At 62.4% G+C, this 19,033-nt stretch carries 19 protein-coding genes; 13 read left to right on the plus strand and 6 right to left on the minus strand.

Going from position 1 to position 19,033, the window contains the following annotated elements:
• Positions 1 to 422: 422 nt before the first annotated feature.
• Positions 423 to 1,157 carry an FCD domain-containing protein gene (locus BLR85_RS20625; protein ID WP_093161655.1) on the plus strand — a complete coding sequence of 245 codons (735 nt, stop codon included), beginning with the start codon at positions 423 to 425 and terminating at the stop codon, positions 1,155 to 1,157.
• Positions 1,158 to 1,248: 91 nt separating this feature from the next.
• Here BLR85_RS20625 and pgi read toward each other — a convergent pair whose 3' ends face one another.
• Genes pgi through zwf form a run of 3 tightly spaced genes read right to left on the minus strand, consistent with a single transcriptional unit; the run spans position 1,249 to position 4,987 of the window.
• On the minus strand, positions 1,249 to 2,856 hold the full coding sequence (pgi, locus tag BLR85_RS20630; RefSeq protein WP_093161658.1) for a glucose-6-phosphate isomerase: 1,608 nt from the start codon (positions 2,854 to 2,856) through the stop codon (positions 1,249 to 1,251).
• An 8-nt stretch (positions 2,857 to 2,864) separates the two neighbouring features.
• Positions 2,865 to 3,536, minus strand: coding sequence for a 6-phosphogluconolactonase (gene pgl, locus BLR85_RS20635; RefSeq protein WP_093161672.1), 672 nt, complete (start codon positions 3,534 to 3,536; stop codon positions 2,865 to 2,867).
• A complete protein-coding gene (zwf, locus tag BLR85_RS20640; RefSeq protein WP_093161688.1) occupies positions 3,533 to 4,987 on the minus strand; it encodes a glucose-6-phosphate dehydrogenase in 1,455 nt (484 codons plus the stop codon). The genes pgl and zwf overlap by 4 nt, the downstream gene beginning before the upstream one ends.
• A 194-nt stretch (positions 4,988 to 5,181) precedes the next feature.
• On the opposite strand from zwf, the gene BLR85_RS20645 reads away from it, so the two are divergent.
• Both BLR85_RS20645 and BLR85_RS20650 read left to right on the plus strand, forming a co-directional pair.
• Positions 5,182 to 6,147, plus strand: coding sequence for a radical SAM protein (locus tag BLR85_RS20645; protein WP_244520813.1), 966 nt, complete (start codon positions 5,182 to 5,184; stop codon positions 6,145 to 6,147).
• A 64-nt stretch (positions 6,148 to 6,211) separates the two neighbouring features.
• The gene (locus BLR85_RS20650; RefSeq protein WP_093161694.1) at positions 6,212 to 6,700 is read left to right on the plus strand and encodes a lytic transglycosylase domain-containing protein; all 489 of its coding nucleotides are present in this window, start codon (positions 6,212 to 6,214) and stop codon (positions 6,698 to 6,700) included.
• On the opposite strand, the gene BLR85_RS20655 is transcribed toward BLR85_RS20650, so the two are convergent.
• Complete coding sequence (locus BLR85_RS20655) at positions 6,692 to 7,153, minus strand: DUF6314 family protein (RefSeq protein ID WP_093161702.1); 462 nt, start codon at positions 7,151 to 7,153, stop codon at positions 6,692 to 6,694. The two genes, BLR85_RS20650 and BLR85_RS20655, sit on opposite strands and share 9 nt — an antisense overlap.
• A gap of 152 nt (positions 7,154 to 7,305) precedes the next feature.
• Between BLR85_RS20655 and purB the strand changes: the two genes are divergently transcribed.
• From purB to BLR85_RS20670, 3 genes are all read left to right on the plus strand, one after another.
• Complete coding sequence (gene purB, locus BLR85_RS20660) at positions 7,306 to 8,610, plus strand: adenylosuccinate lyase (protein WP_093161704.1); 1,305 nt, start codon at positions 7,306 to 7,308, stop codon at positions 8,608 to 8,610.
• 386 nt (positions 8,611 to 8,996) lie between these two features.
• Positions 8,997 to 10,154 (plus strand): DMP19 family protein, encoded by a 1,158-nt coding sequence (locus BLR85_RS20665; protein ID WP_139188481.1) that lies wholly within the window; start codon positions 8,997 to 8,999, stop codon positions 10,152 to 10,154.
• 150 nt (positions 10,155 to 10,304) lie between these two features.
• Positions 10,305 to 10,493 carry a hypothetical protein gene (locus BLR85_RS20670; RefSeq protein ID WP_093161711.1) on the plus strand — a complete coding sequence of 63 codons (189 nt, stop codon included), beginning with the start codon at positions 10,305 to 10,307 and terminating at the stop codon, positions 10,491 to 10,493.
• A gap of 104 nt (positions 10,494 to 10,597) precedes the next feature.
• Here the strand turns inward: BLR85_RS20670 and nqrM are convergent, their stop codons facing one another.
• Positions 10,598 to 10,837, minus strand: a complete 240-nt coding sequence (nqrM, locus tag BLR85_RS20675) for a (Na+)-NQR maturation NqrM (protein ID WP_093161713.1) — start codon at positions 10,835 to 10,837, stop codon at positions 10,598 to 10,600.
• Positions 10,838 to 10,867: 30 nt separating this feature from the next.
• Entirely contained in the window at positions 10,868 to 11,893 is a 1,026-nt protein-coding gene (locus BLR85_RS20680) for an FAD:protein FMN transferase (RefSeq protein WP_093161715.1), read from the minus strand.
• A 353-nt stretch (positions 11,894 to 12,246) separates the two neighbouring features.
• Here BLR85_RS20680 and BLR85_RS20690 point away from each other — a divergent pair, with 353 nt between their 5' ends.
• From BLR85_RS20690 to BLR85_RS20720, 7 genes are all read left to right on the plus strand, one after another.
• The gene (locus BLR85_RS20690; protein ID WP_093161719.1) at positions 12,247 to 13,596 is read left to right on the plus strand and encodes a Na(+)-translocating NADH-quinone reductase subunit A; all 1,350 of its coding nucleotides are present in this window, start codon (positions 12,247 to 12,249) and stop codon (positions 13,594 to 13,596) included.
• Between the two features lie 3 nt (positions 13,597 to 13,599).
• The gene (locus BLR85_RS20695) at positions 13,600 to 14,811 is read left to right on the plus strand and encodes an NADH:ubiquinone reductase (Na(+)-transporting) subunit B (RefSeq protein WP_093161722.1); all 1,212 of its coding nucleotides are present in this window, start codon (positions 13,600 to 13,602) and stop codon (positions 14,809 to 14,811) included.
• Entirely contained in the window at positions 14,804 to 15,616 is an 813-nt protein-coding gene (locus tag BLR85_RS20700; protein ID WP_093161734.1) for a Na(+)-translocating NADH-quinone reductase subunit C, read from the plus strand. Before BLR85_RS20695 ends, BLR85_RS20700 begins: the two co-directional genes overlap by 8 nt.
• Positions 15,617 to 16,270 carry an NADH:ubiquinone reductase (Na(+)-transporting) subunit D gene (locus tag BLR85_RS20705; protein WP_093161735.1) on the plus strand — a complete coding sequence of 218 codons (654 nt, stop codon included), beginning with the start codon at positions 15,617 to 15,619 and terminating at the stop codon, positions 16,268 to 16,270.
• Positions 16,270 to 16,878, plus strand: coding sequence for an NADH:ubiquinone reductase (Na(+)-transporting) subunit E (nqrE, locus tag BLR85_RS20710; protein WP_093161744.1), 609 nt, complete (start codon positions 16,270 to 16,272; stop codon positions 16,876 to 16,878). Before BLR85_RS20705 ends, nqrE begins: the two co-directional genes overlap by 1 nt.
• Positions 16,879 to 16,888: 10 nt before the next feature.
• Positions 16,889 to 18,112 (plus strand): NADH:ubiquinone reductase (Na(+)-transporting) subunit F, encoded by a 1,224-nt coding sequence (nqrF, locus tag BLR85_RS20715; protein ID WP_093161755.1) that lies wholly within the window; start codon positions 16,889 to 16,891, stop codon positions 18,110 to 18,112.
• Positions 18,113 to 18,300: 188 nt separating this feature from the next.
• A complete protein-coding gene (locus BLR85_RS20720; protein WP_093161756.1) occupies positions 18,301 to 18,822 on the plus strand; it encodes a CBS domain-containing protein in 522 nt (173 codons plus the stop codon).
• Positions 18,823 to 19,033: the final 211 nt, after the last annotated feature.

A 19,033-nucleotide genomic window follows, 5' to 3' on the forward strand; every position in this document is an offset into this window, starting at 1 on the left:
CCCGTGCCCTCGCTGCCATCATCGAAGCCGATGGTGACAGTGATCAGTTCGAAATGGGTGTGCTCGCCATGCCTGGCATCAGAAAGCACCTCATCCAGAGGGAGCGCAAAGCGCTGCGCCTGGAGAGAAACGATCCTGGCCATTTCGGCTTCCCTTTCCGACAGATGAAGCAAGGTCGGGCCCACATGGCAGGGCGCGGACAACGAGTTGCGGGATCATCCGCCGGATTTCAAGAAATCCCCCGTGCCGCCCGAAAGTTTTGGACTGACCAAATTGGGGAGAACCTAAACGAACTAGCGGCCAAAGGTCAATCTCCTTTAGCGCAAACATCATTAATCAACTGGATTTGGTAGGTTTTCACTGGTATTGACGGCCCAAGACGTTATATCTAGCCCGTATCATCAGACCAAAGGCTCAGAAACGTGACGAAGGCGAGTCGCCCAAAAGCCACCGAAAACACCGCACCGGACGGACGCGCCTCGGACGCGATCGTCGAGCGGATCCAGGAACAGATCCTGTCGGGGGCGCTGCTGCATAACACGCCATTGCCGTCGGAACGGGACCTCATGGAAAGGTTCTCGGCTAGCCGGACCGTCGTGCGTGAAGCCGTCGCGACGCTTGCCGGGCGCGGCCTGCTGGAAGCGAAGCCGCGCTACAGGCCGATCATCCGCAAACCCGGCTTCGATACCGCGCTCAACACCGTCGGTTCGATCGTGCAACTCATGCTGCAGCATCAACAGGGCGCGGAATCGCTGTTTCTGAGCCGTGTTTTTGTCGAGCGGGGGCTGGTTCGGGACGCCGCGACATCGGCCACTCGGGAGAATATCGCCGAATTGAAGGAAGCACTGGCTGCCAATGAAGCGGCGATCATGGATTCCGATGCCTTCTATGACACCGACATGGATTTTCACGGGGTTCTCTACACGATCCCCGAAAACCCGATCTTCCCGACGCTTCACAGCGCCTATACCACGTGGCTGGCGCCACATTGGCGGCGCATGAAGGGCTCGCCGGAGTTCAACCGGAAAAGCTATGCCAGCCATCTGGCGATCTACACGGCGATTCTGGAACGCGACCCGGACGCCGCCGAAGAGGCGCTGGTGACCCACCTGAATGTCTCGTGGAGTTCTGTCGGACCGACTTTCGCTCCCGAATAGCGGCAAAGGGCAGGCACCAAACCTATCTGCCCGCCCCCGTCATCCAGTTTTCGCGGAGGCCGCGCGAACGGCCCCCGGCTGTATCTGGCAATCAGCCGCCGTGCTTGCGGATCGTCTCCACCAGCAGCGCTGTGGAGCCGTCCTTGCCCTCGGTGCCCTTCTCGCCGGCCACGACAGGGCCGAGCGCCGTGGCAAGCTCCTTGCCCAGTTCAACGCCCCACTGGTCGAAGCTGTTGATGCCGAGGATCACCCCTTCGACAAACACGCGGTGCTCGTAGAGCGCCACGATCTGGCCAAAGATCTCGGGCGTCAGCAGCGGGTAGACCAGTGTGGTGGAGGGCCGGTTGCCCGGGAAGACGCGGTGGCGCGCCTGGCGCTCCAGCTCGGCCCCTTCCAACCCCTTGGCCGCCATGATCGCGGTCGCCTCTTCCAGAGACCGGCCACGCAGCAGCGCTTCGGATTGGGCAAGGCAGTTGGCCACCAGCAGCCGGTGCATATGGGCGAGGTCCGCCTCGTGCCCCTGCGCGCCGACCATGAACTCGCAAGGCACCACGCCGGTGCCCTGGTGGATCAGCTGGTAGAAGGCGTGCTGGCCATTGGTGCCGGGCTCGCCCCAGACGATCGGACCCGAGACCACTTCCAGATCGGCGCCGTCCATGGAGACACGCTTGCCGTTGCTCTCCATCTCCAGCTGCTGGAGATAGGCCGGCAGCCGCAGCAGGCGCTGCTCATAGGGCAGCACGGCGCGCGAGGGGTAGCCGCAGATCTGGTGATGCCAGATGCCGACAAGCGCCAGCAGGACCGGCAGGTTTTCCGCCAGCGGCGCCGCTTTGAAATGATTGTCCATCGCCTGCGCGCCGCGCAGGAAGGCGCGGAAAGCCGGACCACCGATGGCAAGCATCACGCTGAGGCCGATCGGCCCCCACATGGAATAGCGGCCGCCGACCCAATCCTCGAAACCGAAGACGCGGGAGGCATCGATGCCGAAAGCGGCAGTTTTTTCGGTGGCCGAGCTGAGGGCCGCGAATTGCGCCGCCGGATCGGTGACTTTCTCGCTCATCCAGGCCCGCGCGGTCTGCGCGTTGGTCATGGTCTCGATGGTGGTGAAGGTCTTGGACGCGACGATCACCAGCGTCGTGGCCGGGTTGAGCGGACGCAGCACGTCCGCCACATGCGCGCCGTCCACGTTGGAAACGAAGTGGCATTTCGGCCCGTCCGCATAGGGCATCAGCGCCTGCAGCGCCATGACCGGGCCGAGATCGGAACCACCAATGCCAATATTGACGACATCGGTGATCTTGCCGCCCTGCCCCTTGAAAATCCCGTCGCGCACGTCGGCGGCGAAACCTTCCATGCGGTCGAGCGTGGCCAGCACTTCCAGCATCACGTCTTCGCCATCTACGAAAACCGGGCCGCCATCGAGATTGCGCAGCGCGGTGTGCAGCACGGCGCGGCCCTCGGTCTCGTTGATCTTTTCGCCCGAGAACATCGCATCGCGTCGGCCCGCCAGATCCGCGCCCTCGGCAAGCTTGATAAGCAGATCGAGCGCCTTGGCATCGATATTGGTCTTCGAGAAATCGAAAAGCATATCGCCGAAGCTGGCGGAGAAATTGCCGGCACGCTCGGCATCGGCGTCGAAAAGCGACAGGATGGAGCGGTTGTCGACACTGGCCCGGTAGGCCTTCAGTTCATTCCACATGGGGACCTCTATTCTGCCCAATGAACGGTTGCGTCGTTCAATACGAGCTTCACCGGCGCTTCGCGAGGCGACAGATTGCGCGCCCGCTCAAGGGCCTCGCGTTTCTCCGGCCCGGTGATGAGAATGTGCGTATGCATGGCATTGGCGAGCACGGGCGCCGTCAGCGTCACCCGCGGTTCCGGCGCGGTGGGCGAACGCATCGCCATCAGCGGCGGCGCGTCGGGCGCGAGCGCTTTCTCGAAATTGTCGGCATCGTGGAAGATCGAGGCAATGTGGTAGTCATTGCCCATACCCAGCAGCAGAACCGTGATCGGCAGGATCAGCCGCACCTCGGCGATCATCGCATCCATCGCCTCTTCGGGCGTCGCGGTTTCGGCACGGATGCGCTGTAGATAGGCGCGCTCCGCATTGCCGACCAGAAGGCGCTCCTTCAGAAGCCGCGTGTTGGAGCGCGGCTGGTCCTCGGTCACCCAGCGTTCATCCGACAGCACGACGTTCACGCGGCTCCAGTCGAGGTTGGAAGCCGAGAGCAAATCGAAGGCCGGCCCCGGGGTCGTACCGCCGGGCACGCAAAGCGTCGCACGGGCCTGCGTCAGCAGAGTGTTTTCCAACTCGCTCGACAATCGATCGGCAAGGCCGATCATCATCAGATCCCTGTCAGGGTACTCGATGAAATTCATGGCCGGATTTCCCTCCATCTCCTGCCGTCGCGATGCAACAGCATCAGCGCGTCGTCGGGCCCGGACGAGCCCTGATCGTATGGTGAGGGAATATGCCCCCGCGCTTCCCAACCTGCAATCACCGGATCGGTCCAGGCCCAGGCCGCTTCGACCTCGTCGCCGCGCATGAAGAGCGTCTGGTTGCCACGGATCACGTCCATGATCAGGCGTTCATAGGCATCAGGAATGGCGTCATGGTCGTCGCCGAGCGCCTCGGCAAAGGTCATGTCGAGCGGCACGTCGATCAGCCGCATGCCCCCCGGTCCCGGTTCCTTGATCGTCACGCCAAGCTGCATGCCCTCGTTGGGCTGCAACCGGATCGACAGGATGTTGGAATGCCGACCTCGCGGCACGTCAAAGATCGAGTGGGGCGCGTCCTTGAAGACGATGGCGATCTCGGAGGCGCGCGCCTTGAGCCGCTTGCCGGTGCGCACGTAGAAGGGCGTACCCGCCCAACGCCAATTGGACACTTCCAACCGCATCGCAAGGAAACTCTCGGTACGGCTCCGCGGGTCTCCCACGTCTTCGAGGTAGGACGGCCCGCCCGGGCCCGCAGCATATTGGCCGCGCACGATGTCGTCGGGCTCCATCGGGTCGAGTGCCCGGATCACCTTGAGCTTCTCGTCGCGCACCGCGTCGTGGTCATAGCGCGCAGGCGGCTCCATCGCGATCAGGCAGACGAGCTGCAAAAGGTGGTTCTGCACCATGTCCCGCATCGCGCCGATCCGGTCGTAATATTCGCCCCGGCCGCCCACGCCCACCGTCTCGGCGACGGTGATCTGGATGTGGTCGACATACTGGCTGTTCCAGAGCGGCTCGAACAGCATGTTGCCAAAGCGGACCGCCATCAGGTTCTGCACCGTCTCCTTGCCCAGGTAATGGTCGATCCGGTAGATCTGCGTTTCGTCGAAATGCGCCGCCAGGCTTGCATTGAGCGCCTTGGCCGAGGCGAGATCATGGCCGAAAGGCTTTTCCACCACGATCCGCGCCTGTCCGTCCGCGATGCCGCGCTCCTTGAGCCGCTCGGCAATCGGGCCGAAAAGAGACGGCGCGACGGAGAAATAGAAAGCGTGAACCACGCCCTCCCGCATCTTCCCCTTGAGCTCTGGCCAGCCGCCTTCGCCGAGCGCATCGATCTTGACATAGGACAGCATCTCGAGGAACTGCGCGACGATCTCGGGCCGCAAATTTTCCGCGGGCAGGAATTCCTCCAATGCGGCAGATATCAACGCGCGAAATTCCGCATCGTCGGAGTCACTGCGCGCCGCGCCAATCAGCCGGGCCTCCGGTGGCATCTGCCCATCGGCAAGACGGCGGTAAAGACCGGGAAAGATCTTGCGCCGGGCCAGATCGCCCGTCCCGCCGAAGATCACCAGATCGAACGGCTCCACCGGAATAATGCGTGCTACCATTTTCGAGCTCCTGCAAAGCGAAGCCGCGAGCGCGCGGCAAACTGGGTAGGCTTGGTTTCGCCCGCACCGTTAGCGCAAACACGACCTTTATCCAAGGGGTTCACATCCACGTCAGAGACCGGTTGTGCCCTTTCGGTTCCTGTTAGCAGGGATTAGCACTTGGTGAAACAGCGCAACTGCAGGGAGTGACGCGGGTGAAGGACCTGGATCTGGACAGGGGGCTGGAAGAGGCGAATACTGGCAAATTCGCCGATCCCAACCGGACGGCGGATGGCGCGGAACGCGCACAGGTGGCGTTGAGCGACCCGCAGACGCTTTGGTTCAACACCGGAACGCTGTGCAATATCACCTGCCGGAATTGTTATATCGACAGCTCGCCGGAGAATGACGCACTTGTCCACATCACTGCCGACGAGGTCGAAACCTATCTTGACCAGTTGGAGGAACGGAGCTGGGGCGTGCGCGAGATCGGCTTCACCGGCGGCGAGCCATTCATGAACCCCGAGATGATCGAGATGACCCGCCGCAGTCTGGAGCGCGGCTACGAGGTGCTGATCCTGACCAACGCGATGCGGCCGATGATGCGCCCGCAGATGCAGAAGGGGCTGGAAATGCTCCGCGACCGCTTTGGCGACAAGCTCACGCTGCGTGTCTCGCTCGACCACTGGTCGCCCGAACATCATGAAGAGGAACGCGGCGCCGGCAGTTTCGACCGCACGATCGAAGGCATGGAATGGTTGCGCGACGGTGGGTTCCGCATGGCGGTGGCCGGGCGCACGGTCTGGGGCGAGAGCGAGGCCGAGGCCCGCGACGGTTATGCCCGCCTCTTCGCCGCGAAGGATTTCGCCATCGATGCACAGGATCCCGCCATGACGGTGCTGTTCCCGGAGATGGACATGTCGGTCGAGGTGCCCGAGATCACCACCGCTTGCTGGGACATCCTGGGCAAATCGCCCTCCTCCGTGATGTGCGCCTCCTCGCGCATGGTGGTCAAACGCCGTGGCGCGGAACAGCCGTCCGTGCTGGCCTGCACACTGCTGGCCTATGACCCGGAATTCGAGCTGGGCGAGACGCTGGCCGAGGCCGAGGGCGCGGTGGCACTCAATCATCCGCATTGCGCGAAATTCTGCGTACTCGGCGGGGCGAACTGCTCCGCCTGAAAGTTTCGCTTGCCCGGAGACGCGGCGACGGCTTAGCACTTCCCCGTGTCAAAGGAGATCTGCCATGCCGAGTTGCCTGCTGCGCCTAGTCCTCCTGCTGTTGCTTGTAAGTCTGGCCGCTTGCAGCACGGGCGGTTCGGGAAAGGATGTCGACGTCACCCGGCTGATGTCGGCCTATGACGCGCCGCTGCATCCGAACGAAACCCCCGAACTGCGCCTTTTGATCAACCGCTACGCGCTGCTTTACGAGGTGCCCCCGGCTCTGGCGCATCGCGTCGTGATCCGCGAGAGCACCTATAACCCGGCCGCGCGCAACGGCCCCTATTACGGGCTGATGCAGATCCTGCCACAGACCGCCCGCACCATGGGCCATGAGGGCCCGCCCAGCGCTTTGCTCGACGCCGAGACTAACCTGAAATACGCGGTGAAATACCTGCGCGGCGCCTGGATGCTGGCCGATGGCAGTTTCGACCGCGCCGTCCAATGGTATTCGCGCGGCTATTATTACGAGGCCAAACGCCGGGGAATGCTGGAAGAAACCGGCCTACGCTGAGCTGTCTTCCGGGCGTCGGTACCTGGTCGTCATCGTGTAATCCTTGCGCGGCCCCAGGACCTGCCAGACCGATGCCCAGCGCGGCCACCGGGCGAAATCGTAACGAACATCGTACTGGTCAGGGTCGCACCAATGCGCGGCATCAGGCGCCACCGCGGCAGGATCGAAGCTGTGGAAATAGCGGTCATCCTCGAAATCCACCCGGATCGTTCCGCCCTCAGCATGCCAGAAATAGCGCCGTACAGCCTGCAGCTTCTGCCCGTCAGCCAGATCCAGCTGCCCGGTTTCGCAATAATGCAAACGCCCGTCGCCCGCAGCCGACAGCTCCGCCCGCCCGCTCAACCGCAGGGTCTCGCCCGCGCGACGGTCTTCGATCACGCGCTCCATCCACCACAGGCCGAGGAAATCGTCCAGATCCGGCCCGCCTATCGGTTTTCCTCCCGCTCCTGTCATATCCGTCCGTCTCGCGCCTCACCCTTTCCCAAGGGACTATCCGCTCGCCTCTCGCCCGGCAAGCACGCGCCCCGAACCCTTGAACGCTTGCCCCATCCCGCGCCGCCCGCTATGACACCGGCGCTTTTCATATCAAACCCAAGGCCGCCCGCATGATCCCTCGTTATTCCCGCCCCGACATGGTTGCCATCTGGTCGCCCGAGACCAAGTTCCGCATCTGGTACGAGATCGAGGCCCATGCCTGCGACGCCCAGGCCGCGCTTGGCGTGATCCCGAAGGCAAATGCCGAGGCCGTCTGGAAAGCCAGGGATGTCGAGTTCGACGTCGCCCGCATCGACGAGATCGAAGCCGTCACCAAGCATGACGTCATCGCCTTCCTCACCCATCTGGCCGAGATCATCGGCAATGACGAGGCCCGTTTCGTCCACCAGGGCATGACCTCGTCGGACGTGCTGGACACCTGCTTCAACGTCCAGCTCGTGCGCGCCGCCGATATCCTGATCGAGGATGTGAAGGGCCTTCTGGCCGCTCTCAAGCGTCGCGCCCTGGAGCACAAGGACACGAATCGCATCGGCCGCTCGCACGGCATCCATGCCGAACCGACCACGATGGGCCTCACCTTCGCGCGCTTCTATGCCGAGATGGACCGCAACCTGAACCGGCTCAAGAAGGCCCGGATGGAGATCGCTACCGGCGCAATCTCCGGTGCCGTCGGCACGTTTGCCAATATCGACCCGGCGGTCGAGGAGCATGTCTGCGCCAAGCTCGGGCTGGAGATCGAACCGATCTCGACCCAGGTCATCCCGCGCGACCGCCACGCCGCCTTCTTCGCCGCGCTCGGGGTTGTCGCCTCCTCGATCGAGAATATCGCCACCGAGATTCGTCACATGCAGCGCACCGAGGTGCTGGAAGCCGAGGAGTTCTTCTCCAAGGGCCAGAAAGGCTCGTCGGCCATGCCGCACAAGCGCAACCCGGTGCTGACCGAGAACCTCACCGGCCTCGCCCGCCTCGTCCGCATGACCGTCGTCCCGGCGATGGAAAACGTCGCCCTCTGGCATGAGCGCGACATCTCGCATAGCTCGGTCGAGCGCAATATCGGCCCCGACGCCACCATCACGCTCGATTTTGCGCTGGCACGCCTGACCACGGTGATCGACAAGCTGGTGATCTACCCCGACAACATGATCGCCAACATGAACAAGTTCCGCGGTCTGGTCATGTCACAGCGTGTGCTTCTGGCGCTGACCCAGGCAGGCGTGAGTCGCGAGGATGCCTACCGCCTCGTGCAGCGCAACGCGATGAAGGTCTGGGAAGAAGGCAAGGACTTCAAGACCGAGCTTCTGGGCGATGCCGATGTCTGCGCCGCGCTGTCGGCCGAAGAGATCGAGGAGAAGTTCGATATCGGCTACCACACCAAGCATGTTGATACGATCTTTTCTCGTGTTTTCAAAGACTAATGCAAGATACAGTCCAAGCAAAACCCAGGCTTGAACGCCCCTTTCAATGACCGCCCCGCCGCTGCCGGACTCGCCGCGGCGGGGCCCCCGTTTTTGCCACGTGAGAACGCCACAGAACCGCCTTCCTTTGGGTCAAAGTTCAGACGAAATCCCCGCTTTCGCCATGTTTCTGCCCTCACACTTGGGGACAAATATAAGACCGGCACACGAGATGAGGGGAAAACAGGATGCTCAGGAAGCTTCTTTCAAGATTTCGGAGAGTTTCCCCCGCCGCGCCCGAAACGACTCCCCCTCTTTTCCTCCCAAAAGACCCCGCCCCCAAAACCTTTGAACCGGTCATCGTACGTTCGTGCTCCATCCGCTCCATCGCCACGGATCCCGGTGCGTTGGTTGCCGATATCTCGTCCCATGTCTCGGTCCTGTCCGAGAAGGCACGTTACCGCCGGGAGGACTTCCCCGCCGAGGCGCTGCAGCTCTACCACGCCGATCTCTATCGCCGCGAAGTGAACAGATGGGGCCATGCCGGCTTCATTGGCCGCTCCCAACAGAACCTCGCTGACGCGCTGTCCGATGCCGGCAAGGCGCTTCGGGCCAGTGGCGCCGATCTCCATCGCGACCTGTTCGAAAAGATGCAGACCTGGATCGCGCTCAACCCTGAAGACGCGGCAGACCTTACCGGCGAAGACGAAGACGAAGCGCCGGAACTGAGCCGGCTCGACCAACAGTTCCAGGCACTGGAAGCCGAGGGCCTGCTGGTCTCGGCGCTGGCGGAATGGATCGTCACGCAACCATGGCTCGAAGTGGTCGAGGATTCCGAATTCGGCCGCGCCCAGCGGCGCGCAGTCACGACGGCGCGGCGCCGCCGTGAGTCCGGCGCTGCCGAAACCATTGCCGACATCGATCGTTTCCTGTCCAACCCGGCGAATGTCGGCTTTGGCATGGCCGCGGCGTCCCGCAAGGTTCCCGAACCCGTGATCCATATCGGCTGCGTCCAGCACCTTACCACCGGACCGGACAAGATCGCCCCCGCGCGTTGGATGCGCACGGTTGCCGGCGAACGATTCGGTGTCCTGATCGAGGAGGGATTCGCCCTGTTCGAGGCGGTCCCTGAACTGCCGGAAGCCACTGCGCCCGGACCCAGCCTCGCCGAACTGCGCCGCCTCCGCTTCGACCGGATCGACGAAATCCTGTTCCACCACCCGCATAAACTGGGCAAACGCCTGTCCGTCATCCCGACATCGCGAGCGAAGCTGGCGATCCAGGTCTGCCACCACCTGCATGCCGCCTGTGCGATCCACCTTCTTTTGGACCGCCTGCCGGAACCGGCCACGCTGACCAGCGCGTCGGTGCATTCCATCGGCAAGGCCACCGATGGCGGCCTGAAAGCTGTGGTGATGATCGTCGCCGATGACGCAACCCGGGCCTTCTCCGCGATGATCGACAATTCCGGCGCCACGCTTCTCAGTGAACCGGATCACAGGACCCTCGGCACTATCAGCCGCAACGAGATCGAGACCCAGCACAAGATGCTCAGGACCGGCTGACCCCTGCCCGCTTTCGAAAACCAGACCTTTTCGCGCGCCTCCAATCGGGGCGTTTTCGTCTGTTTCAGCCCAAGCGAAGGCAGCCCTCACCTCTGGACCGGCAGGCCCGGTTGTGCCAAGACGGGCGCTCCCTGCTACCGGATTGCGCCCATGCCCGAAACGTTCTTCCTGACACCGATCACGGCCGTGCCGCTATTTCTGTTGCTTGTCTTTTGCGGGCGCGGATTTCGGCAGAACTGGAAGGCACAGGGTCCGAACTGGAAATTGAAATCCTGGGCCTACGGGTTGCCCGCGCTCGCTGCATTTCTCGCCCTGGCCTTCTTGCCAATGGACATGTGAGTGTCTCCCGGAGCCACGCCAGCCGTCTTCTTCTGACCGGAAATATCCTCGCCGAAGGCATCGAAGCCATTGGCTTCGACCTGCGATCTACAATGCCGACGGCGTCAGGAGGCCTTCATCTCATCGACCATCCGCCGCGCGCGCTTGCATTGCAGCTTGTCGCGCAAGGGCGAATCCGGATCGATATCCTTCTTGCAAACCACGCACTTATCCGCCCCGGCAATGGCATTCAGCCCGCCACAACTTCCCTTGATACGCATCTTCTGGCCAACGACGATCACGCCGATGGCCATTGCAACGACGATGGTCGTCAACAGAAGGAATGCGAGCACGAATGTTGCCATGAGTCTGTCCTTGCGGCCGATGGACCATACTTACTCCGCCTTGCGCAGTTTTTCAAACGCCGCGCTGGCATGTTTCACGTAATCCTGATCCGCCCCCTGCGGCGCACGCGATATGAAGAACACAGCCAGGTCGTTCGCCTCGGCAACGGCCATCCCGGCCTCCTCGCCCAGGACCATCATCGCCGTAGCCAGCGCGTCTGCCATCATGCCGTTCTCCGCCAGTACCGTCACCAAGGTCGCCCGGTGGGTCACTGGTCGGCCTGTGGTCGGGTCGATCAGGTGCGAATACCGCACGCCGTCCTGCTCGAAGAAGTTGCGGTAATCGCCTGAGGTCGCCATACCCAGATCGGATACCGGCAGCACCATTTCCACCGTCTGCGTCTTGGCGTCCGGCGTCTCGATGCCGATCTTCCAGGCCTCGTCCTTGTCGTTCCGGCCAGCCGAGACAAGGTCGCCACCGATCTCGACAAGGTAGTTCTCGATCCCGAATTCCCGCAGCGTTTCGGCCACCGCGTCGTTGCCATAGCCCTTGGCGATGGCCGACAGGTTGACCGAAACGGCAGGATCGATCTTGGTCAGCGTCGTGCCGTCGAGCCTGAGCAGATCTGCCTGCCCGACATGTTCCAGCGCGGCGGTGATCTCCTCGTCCGAGGGGATCGGCTCACCGGGTTTCTTGGCACCGAACCCCCAGAGTTCGATCAGCGGGAACAGCGTCACGTCGAACCGGCCATCGGAGAGCGCGTGAACCTCGTTCGCCGCCGCCATGACATGCGCGAATTCGGCCGAGATCTCGACCGGCTCGGTGCTGTCACTGACGTTGAAGAGGGAGACTTCCGACTGCTTGTCCCAGTTCGACATCGACGCATTGACCGCCTTCAGCGTCTCCTCGATCGCCACGGCGATCTCTGTCTCGGTGACCTCGGAGGGCACGTCGACAGCAACGACGTTATAAGTCGTGCCCATCGTCTCGCCGGAAAAGCGATAGGTTTCGCCCTTTTGCTCTCCGAAACAGCCGGAAAGCAGGAGGCCAAGAGGCAGCAGGTAGATCGCGCGCATGGGGAAGCTCCCGGATGGTATTGCTTTGGCGGGGGTCTGGCACCTTTGGGGGGCCTCTGTCAACGCGGGCAGCGTCTTGCCGGACGGTGAGGCCGGAAGGGGGGCTGTCTGCCCCCCGCGCGCCGCCTGGAGGCGGCGCTTTCCCCCCGAGGATATTTCTGGAAAGAGGAACGGCCTGCCGCGCTGAGACAATCGGCTTCCGGGCAAAATGTTGCGCTGCGGCGTGGAACTCCGTAATAGGATCAGGAACGTCTGTAGGCCAATGCATACAATGCCCCCGGGAAGCAGCACGGGGCGTATGGTCCGCAGATCGCAGGAACGACCGAACCGGAACGGAAACCGCAGCGAGATACATGCCCGAATTCTCATTCAAGAAGGGTCTGGACCTACCCATAAACGGGGCGCCGGAACAGACAATCCACGATGGGCCAGCCATTGGCACCGTCGCGGTGATCGGGGCCGATTCCATCGGCCTCAAACCCAAGATGCTGGTCGCCGAAGGCGAAAGCGTCCAACGCGGCCAACCGCTTTATTGCCACAAGGATTCGCCGGAAGTCGTCTTCACCGCGCCGGCCACGGGGCGGGTGCGCGCGATCAATCGGGGCGCTCGGCGGGTGTTGCAGAGCGTGGTGATCGACGTTGACAACATGTTCGACGCGGGTGTGGATTTCGGTGTTCTCCCGGCAGGTGCCGGCGGCAATGAGATTGCTGAAAAACTTCTGAGATCAGGCCTTTGGACGGCGTTCCGTACACGACCCTATTCGAAAATTCCCGCCGCCGAAACACGGCCGGCAGCGATCTATGTGACCGCGATGGACAGCGAGCCGCTGGCCGCAGACCCGGCCCTGATCATCGCCGAGAGACCGCAAGCCTTCGTGGCCGGCCTCAAGGCCGTGGCGCAGCTGAGCGAAGGCCGGACATGGCTGTGCCATGCGCACGGCGCCTCCGTTCCGGGCGGCGATGTCGCGGGCGTCGAGGTGGCTACCTTCACCGGGCCGCATCCCGCGGGCCTTGCCGGGACGCATATTCACTATCTCGAACCGCCCACCGCTGAGCGTGTCGTGTGGACCATTTCCTACCAGGATGTCATCGCCATCGGCACCCTCATGGAGACAGGCAAGCTCGATACCTCCGTGGTGATTTCGCTGGCCGGTCCGCGCGCCTCCAACCCGCGTCTGATTCGAACCAATCTCGGCGCCTCGCTGGCCGATCTCATCGCAGGCGAGGTGCGCGGCGATGCGCCGCTTCGGGCGATCTCGGGTTCGGTCCTGAGTGGCCGTATGACCGATGGCGGTGCCTTCGACTATCTTGGCCGCTATGCCCGCTCGGTGACGCTGATCGACGAGGACCGCAAGCAGACCTTCATGGGCTGGATCGCGCCGCGGCGCGACCAGTTCGGTTTCCTGCCCGTGCTGGCCTCCGCGCTGACCCGGTCAAAGAAGTTCAACATGGGCTCCAACCTGCACGGCGGACGCCGCGCGATGGTGCCGATCGGGATCTTCGAAGAGCTGATGCCGCAGGACTACCTGCCGACGCAGCTTCTGCGTTCCCTGCTGGTGATGGATACCGACAACGCCCAGAAGCTTGGAGCGCTGGAGCTGGACGAGGAAGATCTCGCGCTGTGCACCTTCGCCTGCCCGGCCAAATATGAATACGGGATGGCGCTTCGCGACAGCCTGATCAAGATCGAGAAGGAGGGCTGAGCGATGAAATTCGTACGTGGCATCTTCGACAAGATCGAACCGAATTTCGTGGATGGTGGAAAATACGAGAAGTATTTCCCGCTCTACGAAGCGGTGGAGTCTTTCTTCTATTCGCCCAAGACGGTCTCGACCGTCGCGCCGCATGCCCGTTCCTACACGGACATGAAGCGCATCATGATCTACGTCTTCCTGGCCGCCATGCCCTGTGCCTTCTTCGGGATGTGGAATACCGGCCACGGCGCCAACGTGGCGCTCGCCGCGCTCGGCGAAGAGGCCCATACCGGCTGGCGCATCGCGCTGATGCAGTGGCTGGGCTTCGGGCTGAACCCCGACAGCATTCTGGCCAGCATGTTCCACGGATTCCTCTATTTCCTGCCGATCTACGCGGTGACGATGATTGTGGGGCTCTTCTGGGAGATCCTCTTCGCGATCATCCGCGGGCACGAGGTCAACGAGGGCTTCTTCGTCACCTCGATCCTCTACGTGCTGATCGTGCCGGCCTCCACGCCGCTCTGGCAGGTGGCGCTCGGTATCTCTTTCGGTGTCGTGATTGGAAAGGAAGTCTTTGGCGGAACGGGGAAAAACTTCCTCAACCCGGCGCTTGTCGCACGCGCCTTCCTCTATTTCGCCTACCCCGCGCAGATGTCGGGCGACCGGGTCTGGACGCCTGTGGATGGCTTCTCGGGTGCCACGGCGCTCGGTATCACCGCTTCCGATGGCGTGCAGGGACTCGCGGCGCATGACATCAGCTTCATGTCGGCCTTCTGGGGCAACATGCAGGGCTCCTTCGGCGAGACCTCGGTCTTCATGTGCCTGATCGGCCTTGCCTTTCTGCTCGTCACCAAGATCGCCAACTGGCGGCTGGTCGTGGGCTGCATCGCCGGCACGATCGCCTTCTCCAGCCTGCTGAACGTGATCGGGTCGGACACCAACCCGATGTTCGCAATGCCGTTCTGGTGGCACATGGTGCTGGGCGGCTGGGCCTTCGGCCTTGCCTTCATGGTGACCGAGCCGGTGACCGCTTCGCACACCAATGTCGGCCGCTTCTGGTATGGAGCGCTGATCGGTTTCATGGTCGTGATGATCCGCGTGATCAACCCGGCCTTCCCCGAGGGCATGATGCTCGCCATCCTGTTCGCCAATATCTTCGCCCCGCTCATCGACTGGTTCGTCGTGCGGGCCAACATCGCTCGGAGGGCAAAGCGAAATGCCTGAGAACGACGCCAATAACGAGGGCCTGCTGGCCCGCTGGAAGGCGCTTCCGGTCGACTCGGTTCCCAAGACCGTGTTCGTCGCCACCGCGCTCTGCCTGTTCTGCTCCATGGTGGTCTCGGCCGCCGCGGTGAGCCTGCGGCCCATCCAGGAGGTGAACAAGCTCAAGGACAAGCAGATGAACATTCTGCAGGTCGCGGGCCTCTACGAGGATGGGATCAACATCCGCGAGGCCTTCTCCGCCTTCGAGCCCAAGGTGGTCGATCTCACGACTGGCACCTTCACCGACCAGTTCGACGCGGCAAGTTTCGACGACCGCGCTGCGGTGTCCGATCCGGATCTGAGCCGGGCGCTGACAGAAGACCCCGCCGGGCTCGGCCGCCAGAGCAACTATTCCGTCGTCTACCTGCTCAATGACGCGGCTGGAGAACTGGACAAGGTGATCCTGCCGATCAGCGGATACGGCCTCTGGTCCACGCTCTATGGCTTCATTGCCCTGGAGGAGGACGGCAACTCGATCTTCGGACTGCAATTCTACGACCACGCGGAAACGCCCGGCCTTGGCGCAGAGGTGGACAACCCGCGCTGGAAGGCCATGTGGTCGGGCAAGACGCTGCGCGACGAGAGCGGCGAGCTTAAGATCTCCGTGGCCAAGGGCGTGCCCTCGCCCAACATGGAGACCCACCATATCGACGCACTGGCCGGCGCCACGCTGACTTCGACCGGCGTCGACAACCTGGTGCGGTTCTGGATGGGGGAAGAGGGCTTCGCCCCCTTCCTCGACAACCTCAAGGCGGGAGGCCTCTGAATGGCGCAGATAAGACGCACCTACCTGGTCGACCCGCTGGTCGACAACAACCCGATCACGCTGCAGGTGCTGGGCATCTGCTCGGCCCTCGCGGTGACATCGAGCCTGCAGGTCTCGCTGGTCATGGCCATCGCAGTCACCGCCGTGACGGCGTTTTCCTCGATGTTCATCTCGATGCTGCGCAATCACATCCCGGGTTCAATCCGGATCATCGTACAGATGGTCATCATCGCCAGTCTCGTGATCCTCGTGGACCAGGTCCTCAAGGCCTATCTCTACGACATCTCCAAGACGCTCTCGGTCTTTGTCGGCCTGATCATCACCAACTGCATCGTGATGGGGCGCGCGGAAGCCTTCGCCATGAAGAACCCGCCGATCGACAGCTTCATCGACGGGATAGGCAACGGGATGGGCTATGGCCTGATCCTGATGCTTGTTGGCTTCTTCCGCGAGCTTTTCGGCGCTGGAACGCTTTTCGGCATCACCGTGCTGCCGACGGTCAATAACGGCGGCTGGTACGTGCCCAACGGCCTGCTCCTGCTGCCACCCTCGGCGTTCTTCATCATCGGTCTGATCATCTGGGCCTTCCGCACATGGAAGCCGGAACAGGTCGAAGAGCGTGAATTCAAGATCCAGCACGTGGAGGCGCACTGATGGAAGGGCTTCTTTCCCTTGCCGTAAAGGCGATCTTCGTCGAGAACCTCGCGCTCTCCTTCTTCCTCGGCATGTGTACCTTCATCGCCGTGTCGAAGAACGTGGCCACCGCGCTTGGCCTCGGCATTTCGGTCATGGTAGTGCAGACGATCACCGTGCCCGCCAACAACCTCATCCTGAACGGCCTGTTGAAACCCGGCGCGCTCGATTGGGCGGGCTTCGGTGACGTGGACCTCACCTTCCTCGGCCTCATCTCCTATATCGGCGTGATCGCGGCCATGGTGCAGATCCTCGAGATGGTGCTCGATAAGTACTTTCCGCCGCTCTACAACGCGCTTGGCATCTTCCTGCCGCTCATCACCGTGAACTGCGCCATCCTCGGAGGCTCGCTCTTCATGGTGGAACGCGACTACAACTTCGCCGAGTCCGTCACCTACGGCCTCTCCTCCGGCTTCGGCTGGGCGCTCGCCATCACCGCGATGGCCGGCGTGCGCGAGAAGCTCAAATATTCGGACATCCCGGACGGGCTTCAGGGCCTCGGCATCACCTTTATCACCGCCGGCCTGATGGCCATGGGCTTCATGTCCTTCTCCGGTGTGAAACTCTAAGGGGCGCGCAATGGAAACCTTTACCCTAGGCGTTCTGCTCTTCACCCTGATCGTGATCGCGCTGGTCACGCTCATCATGTTCGCCCGCTCGAAGCTGGTTGCCAGCGGTGACGTTGCGATCACCATCAACGGCGAAAAGACCATCCACGTCCCCGCCGGCGGCAAGCTGTTGCAGACGCTCGCGGCCGAGAAGCTCTTCGTGCCCTCCGCCTGTGGCGGCGGCGGCACCTGTGCCCAGTGCCGGGTGCGCGTGCATTCCGGCGGCGGCTCGATCCTGCCGACCGAGGAGAGCCACATCACCAAGCGGGAGGCAGCCGCGGGCGACCGCCTCTCCTGCCAGGTGGCCGTGAAGCAGGACATGGAGGTCGAGGTTCCCGAAGAGGTCTTCGGCGTCAAGAAATGGGAATGCACGGTGCGTTCGAACGAGAACGTGGCCACCTTCATCAAGGCGCTGGTTCTGGACCTGCCCGAGGGCGAGGACGTGAAATTCCGCGCCGGCGGCTACATCCAGATCGAGGCTCCGGCCCACGAGCTCAAATATACCGAGTTCGAGATCGAGGACGAGTATCGGGAGGACTGGGACAAGTTCAATCTCTGGCAATACGAGTCGGTCGTCGACGAGCCGGTTGAGCGCGCCTATTCCATGGCCAACTATCCCGACGAGAAGGGCATGATCATGCTCAACGTCCGCGTGGCCTCGCCGCCTCCGGGCACGCAGGAGATTCCCCCGGGCAAGATGTCGTCCTACATCTTCAACCTCAAGCCGGGCGACAAGGTCACGATCTCCGGCCCGTTCGGCGAGTTCTTCGCCCGCGACACGGACAAGGAGATGGTCTTCATCGGCGGCGGCGCCGGCATGGCGCCGATGCGCTCCCACATCTTCGACCAGCTCAAGCGGTTGCAGAACAGGGATCGGAAGATCACCTTCTGGTACGGTGCCCGCTCCAAGCGCGAGATGTTTTTCGTCGAGGATTTCGACCAGCTTGCGGCCGAGTTCCCGAATTTCGAGTGGCACGTGGCGCTCTCCGATGCGCTGCCCGAGGATAACTGGACCGGTTACACCGGCTTCATCCACAACGTGCTCTACGACGAATATCTCAAGAACCACCCCGCGCCGGAAGATTGCGAATTCTACATGTGCGGCCCGCCGATCATGAACCAGTCCGTGATCAACATGCTGCTGGATCTGGGCGTCGATCGCGAAGACATCATGCTCGACGATTTCGGCGGCTGAGGCGGCTCAGAACAAGGATTGGGGGCCGGTGCGGACACGCATTGGCCCTTTTTCATGCACGCCGCTAACAACAAGGCAGCATTGTCCATTTTACCTTTGGGACGTAGCAGCTTCTCGGTCTAAACTCGCGTCAGGTCCCAGGCCGCAGAAGCGTAGCCACGCCCCAGGGAAATACATGAGAGGGATAGATGGTATCCAAGAGCAAGAAGCCCCATTTCGGGCATGAAAGTATGCACACCCACAGCCAGTCGGTCGAGGCCGCGGTTGTGGAACAGTCCAAGGCGACAGCCGAGTCAATTCTTTCCAGCAAGGGGCACGATGTGATTTCCGTCCGCCCCACCGACACGATCCACAAGGTCACCGAGGTGATGAAGGAGCACGGGATCGGCTCGGTTCTGGTAAAGGATCAGAATGGCCACATGGTCGGCATCCTGACCGAGCGTGACATCGTTCGCGGCTTCGCCGACGAGCCCGATGACACGTTTGATGAGACCGCCGCAGACCTGATGACGAAGGAGGTCATAACGGCCACGCCGGACACGCCCCTTCTCGACCTTCTGCGCAGCATGTCCGAAGGCCGCTTCCGCCATATCCCGGTTCTGGACGGGGAACACATCGCCGGCCTGATCTCCATTGGCGACGTGGTGAAATTCCGCCTTCGTGAACTCGAATACGAAGCGCTGAAGCTCAAGCAGATGATCGTGGGCTGATTTCCGGCCCCCGGGAATTGGAAAGCGGCGCGTCTAAGAAAGGCGCGCCGTTTCTTTTTCAGCTTGGGCACATCAAGCCGGAGAGTGGTCCTCGGGCCCAAAGCATAGAAGGGGCTTTGAAGAAAGATGAAGCCGGGTGCTCTCCGTTTTCATCTTTCCCCAAATGCCTCCGCCGGAGGCACGATTCGCAGAATCGTCCATGTGCCGGTAA

This window comes from Aliiruegeria lutimaris, assembly GCF_900099935.1.
Taxonomy (GTDB): domain Bacteria; phylum Pseudomonadota; class Alphaproteobacteria; order Rhodobacterales; family Rhodobacteraceae; genus Tropicimonas; species Tropicimonas lutimaris.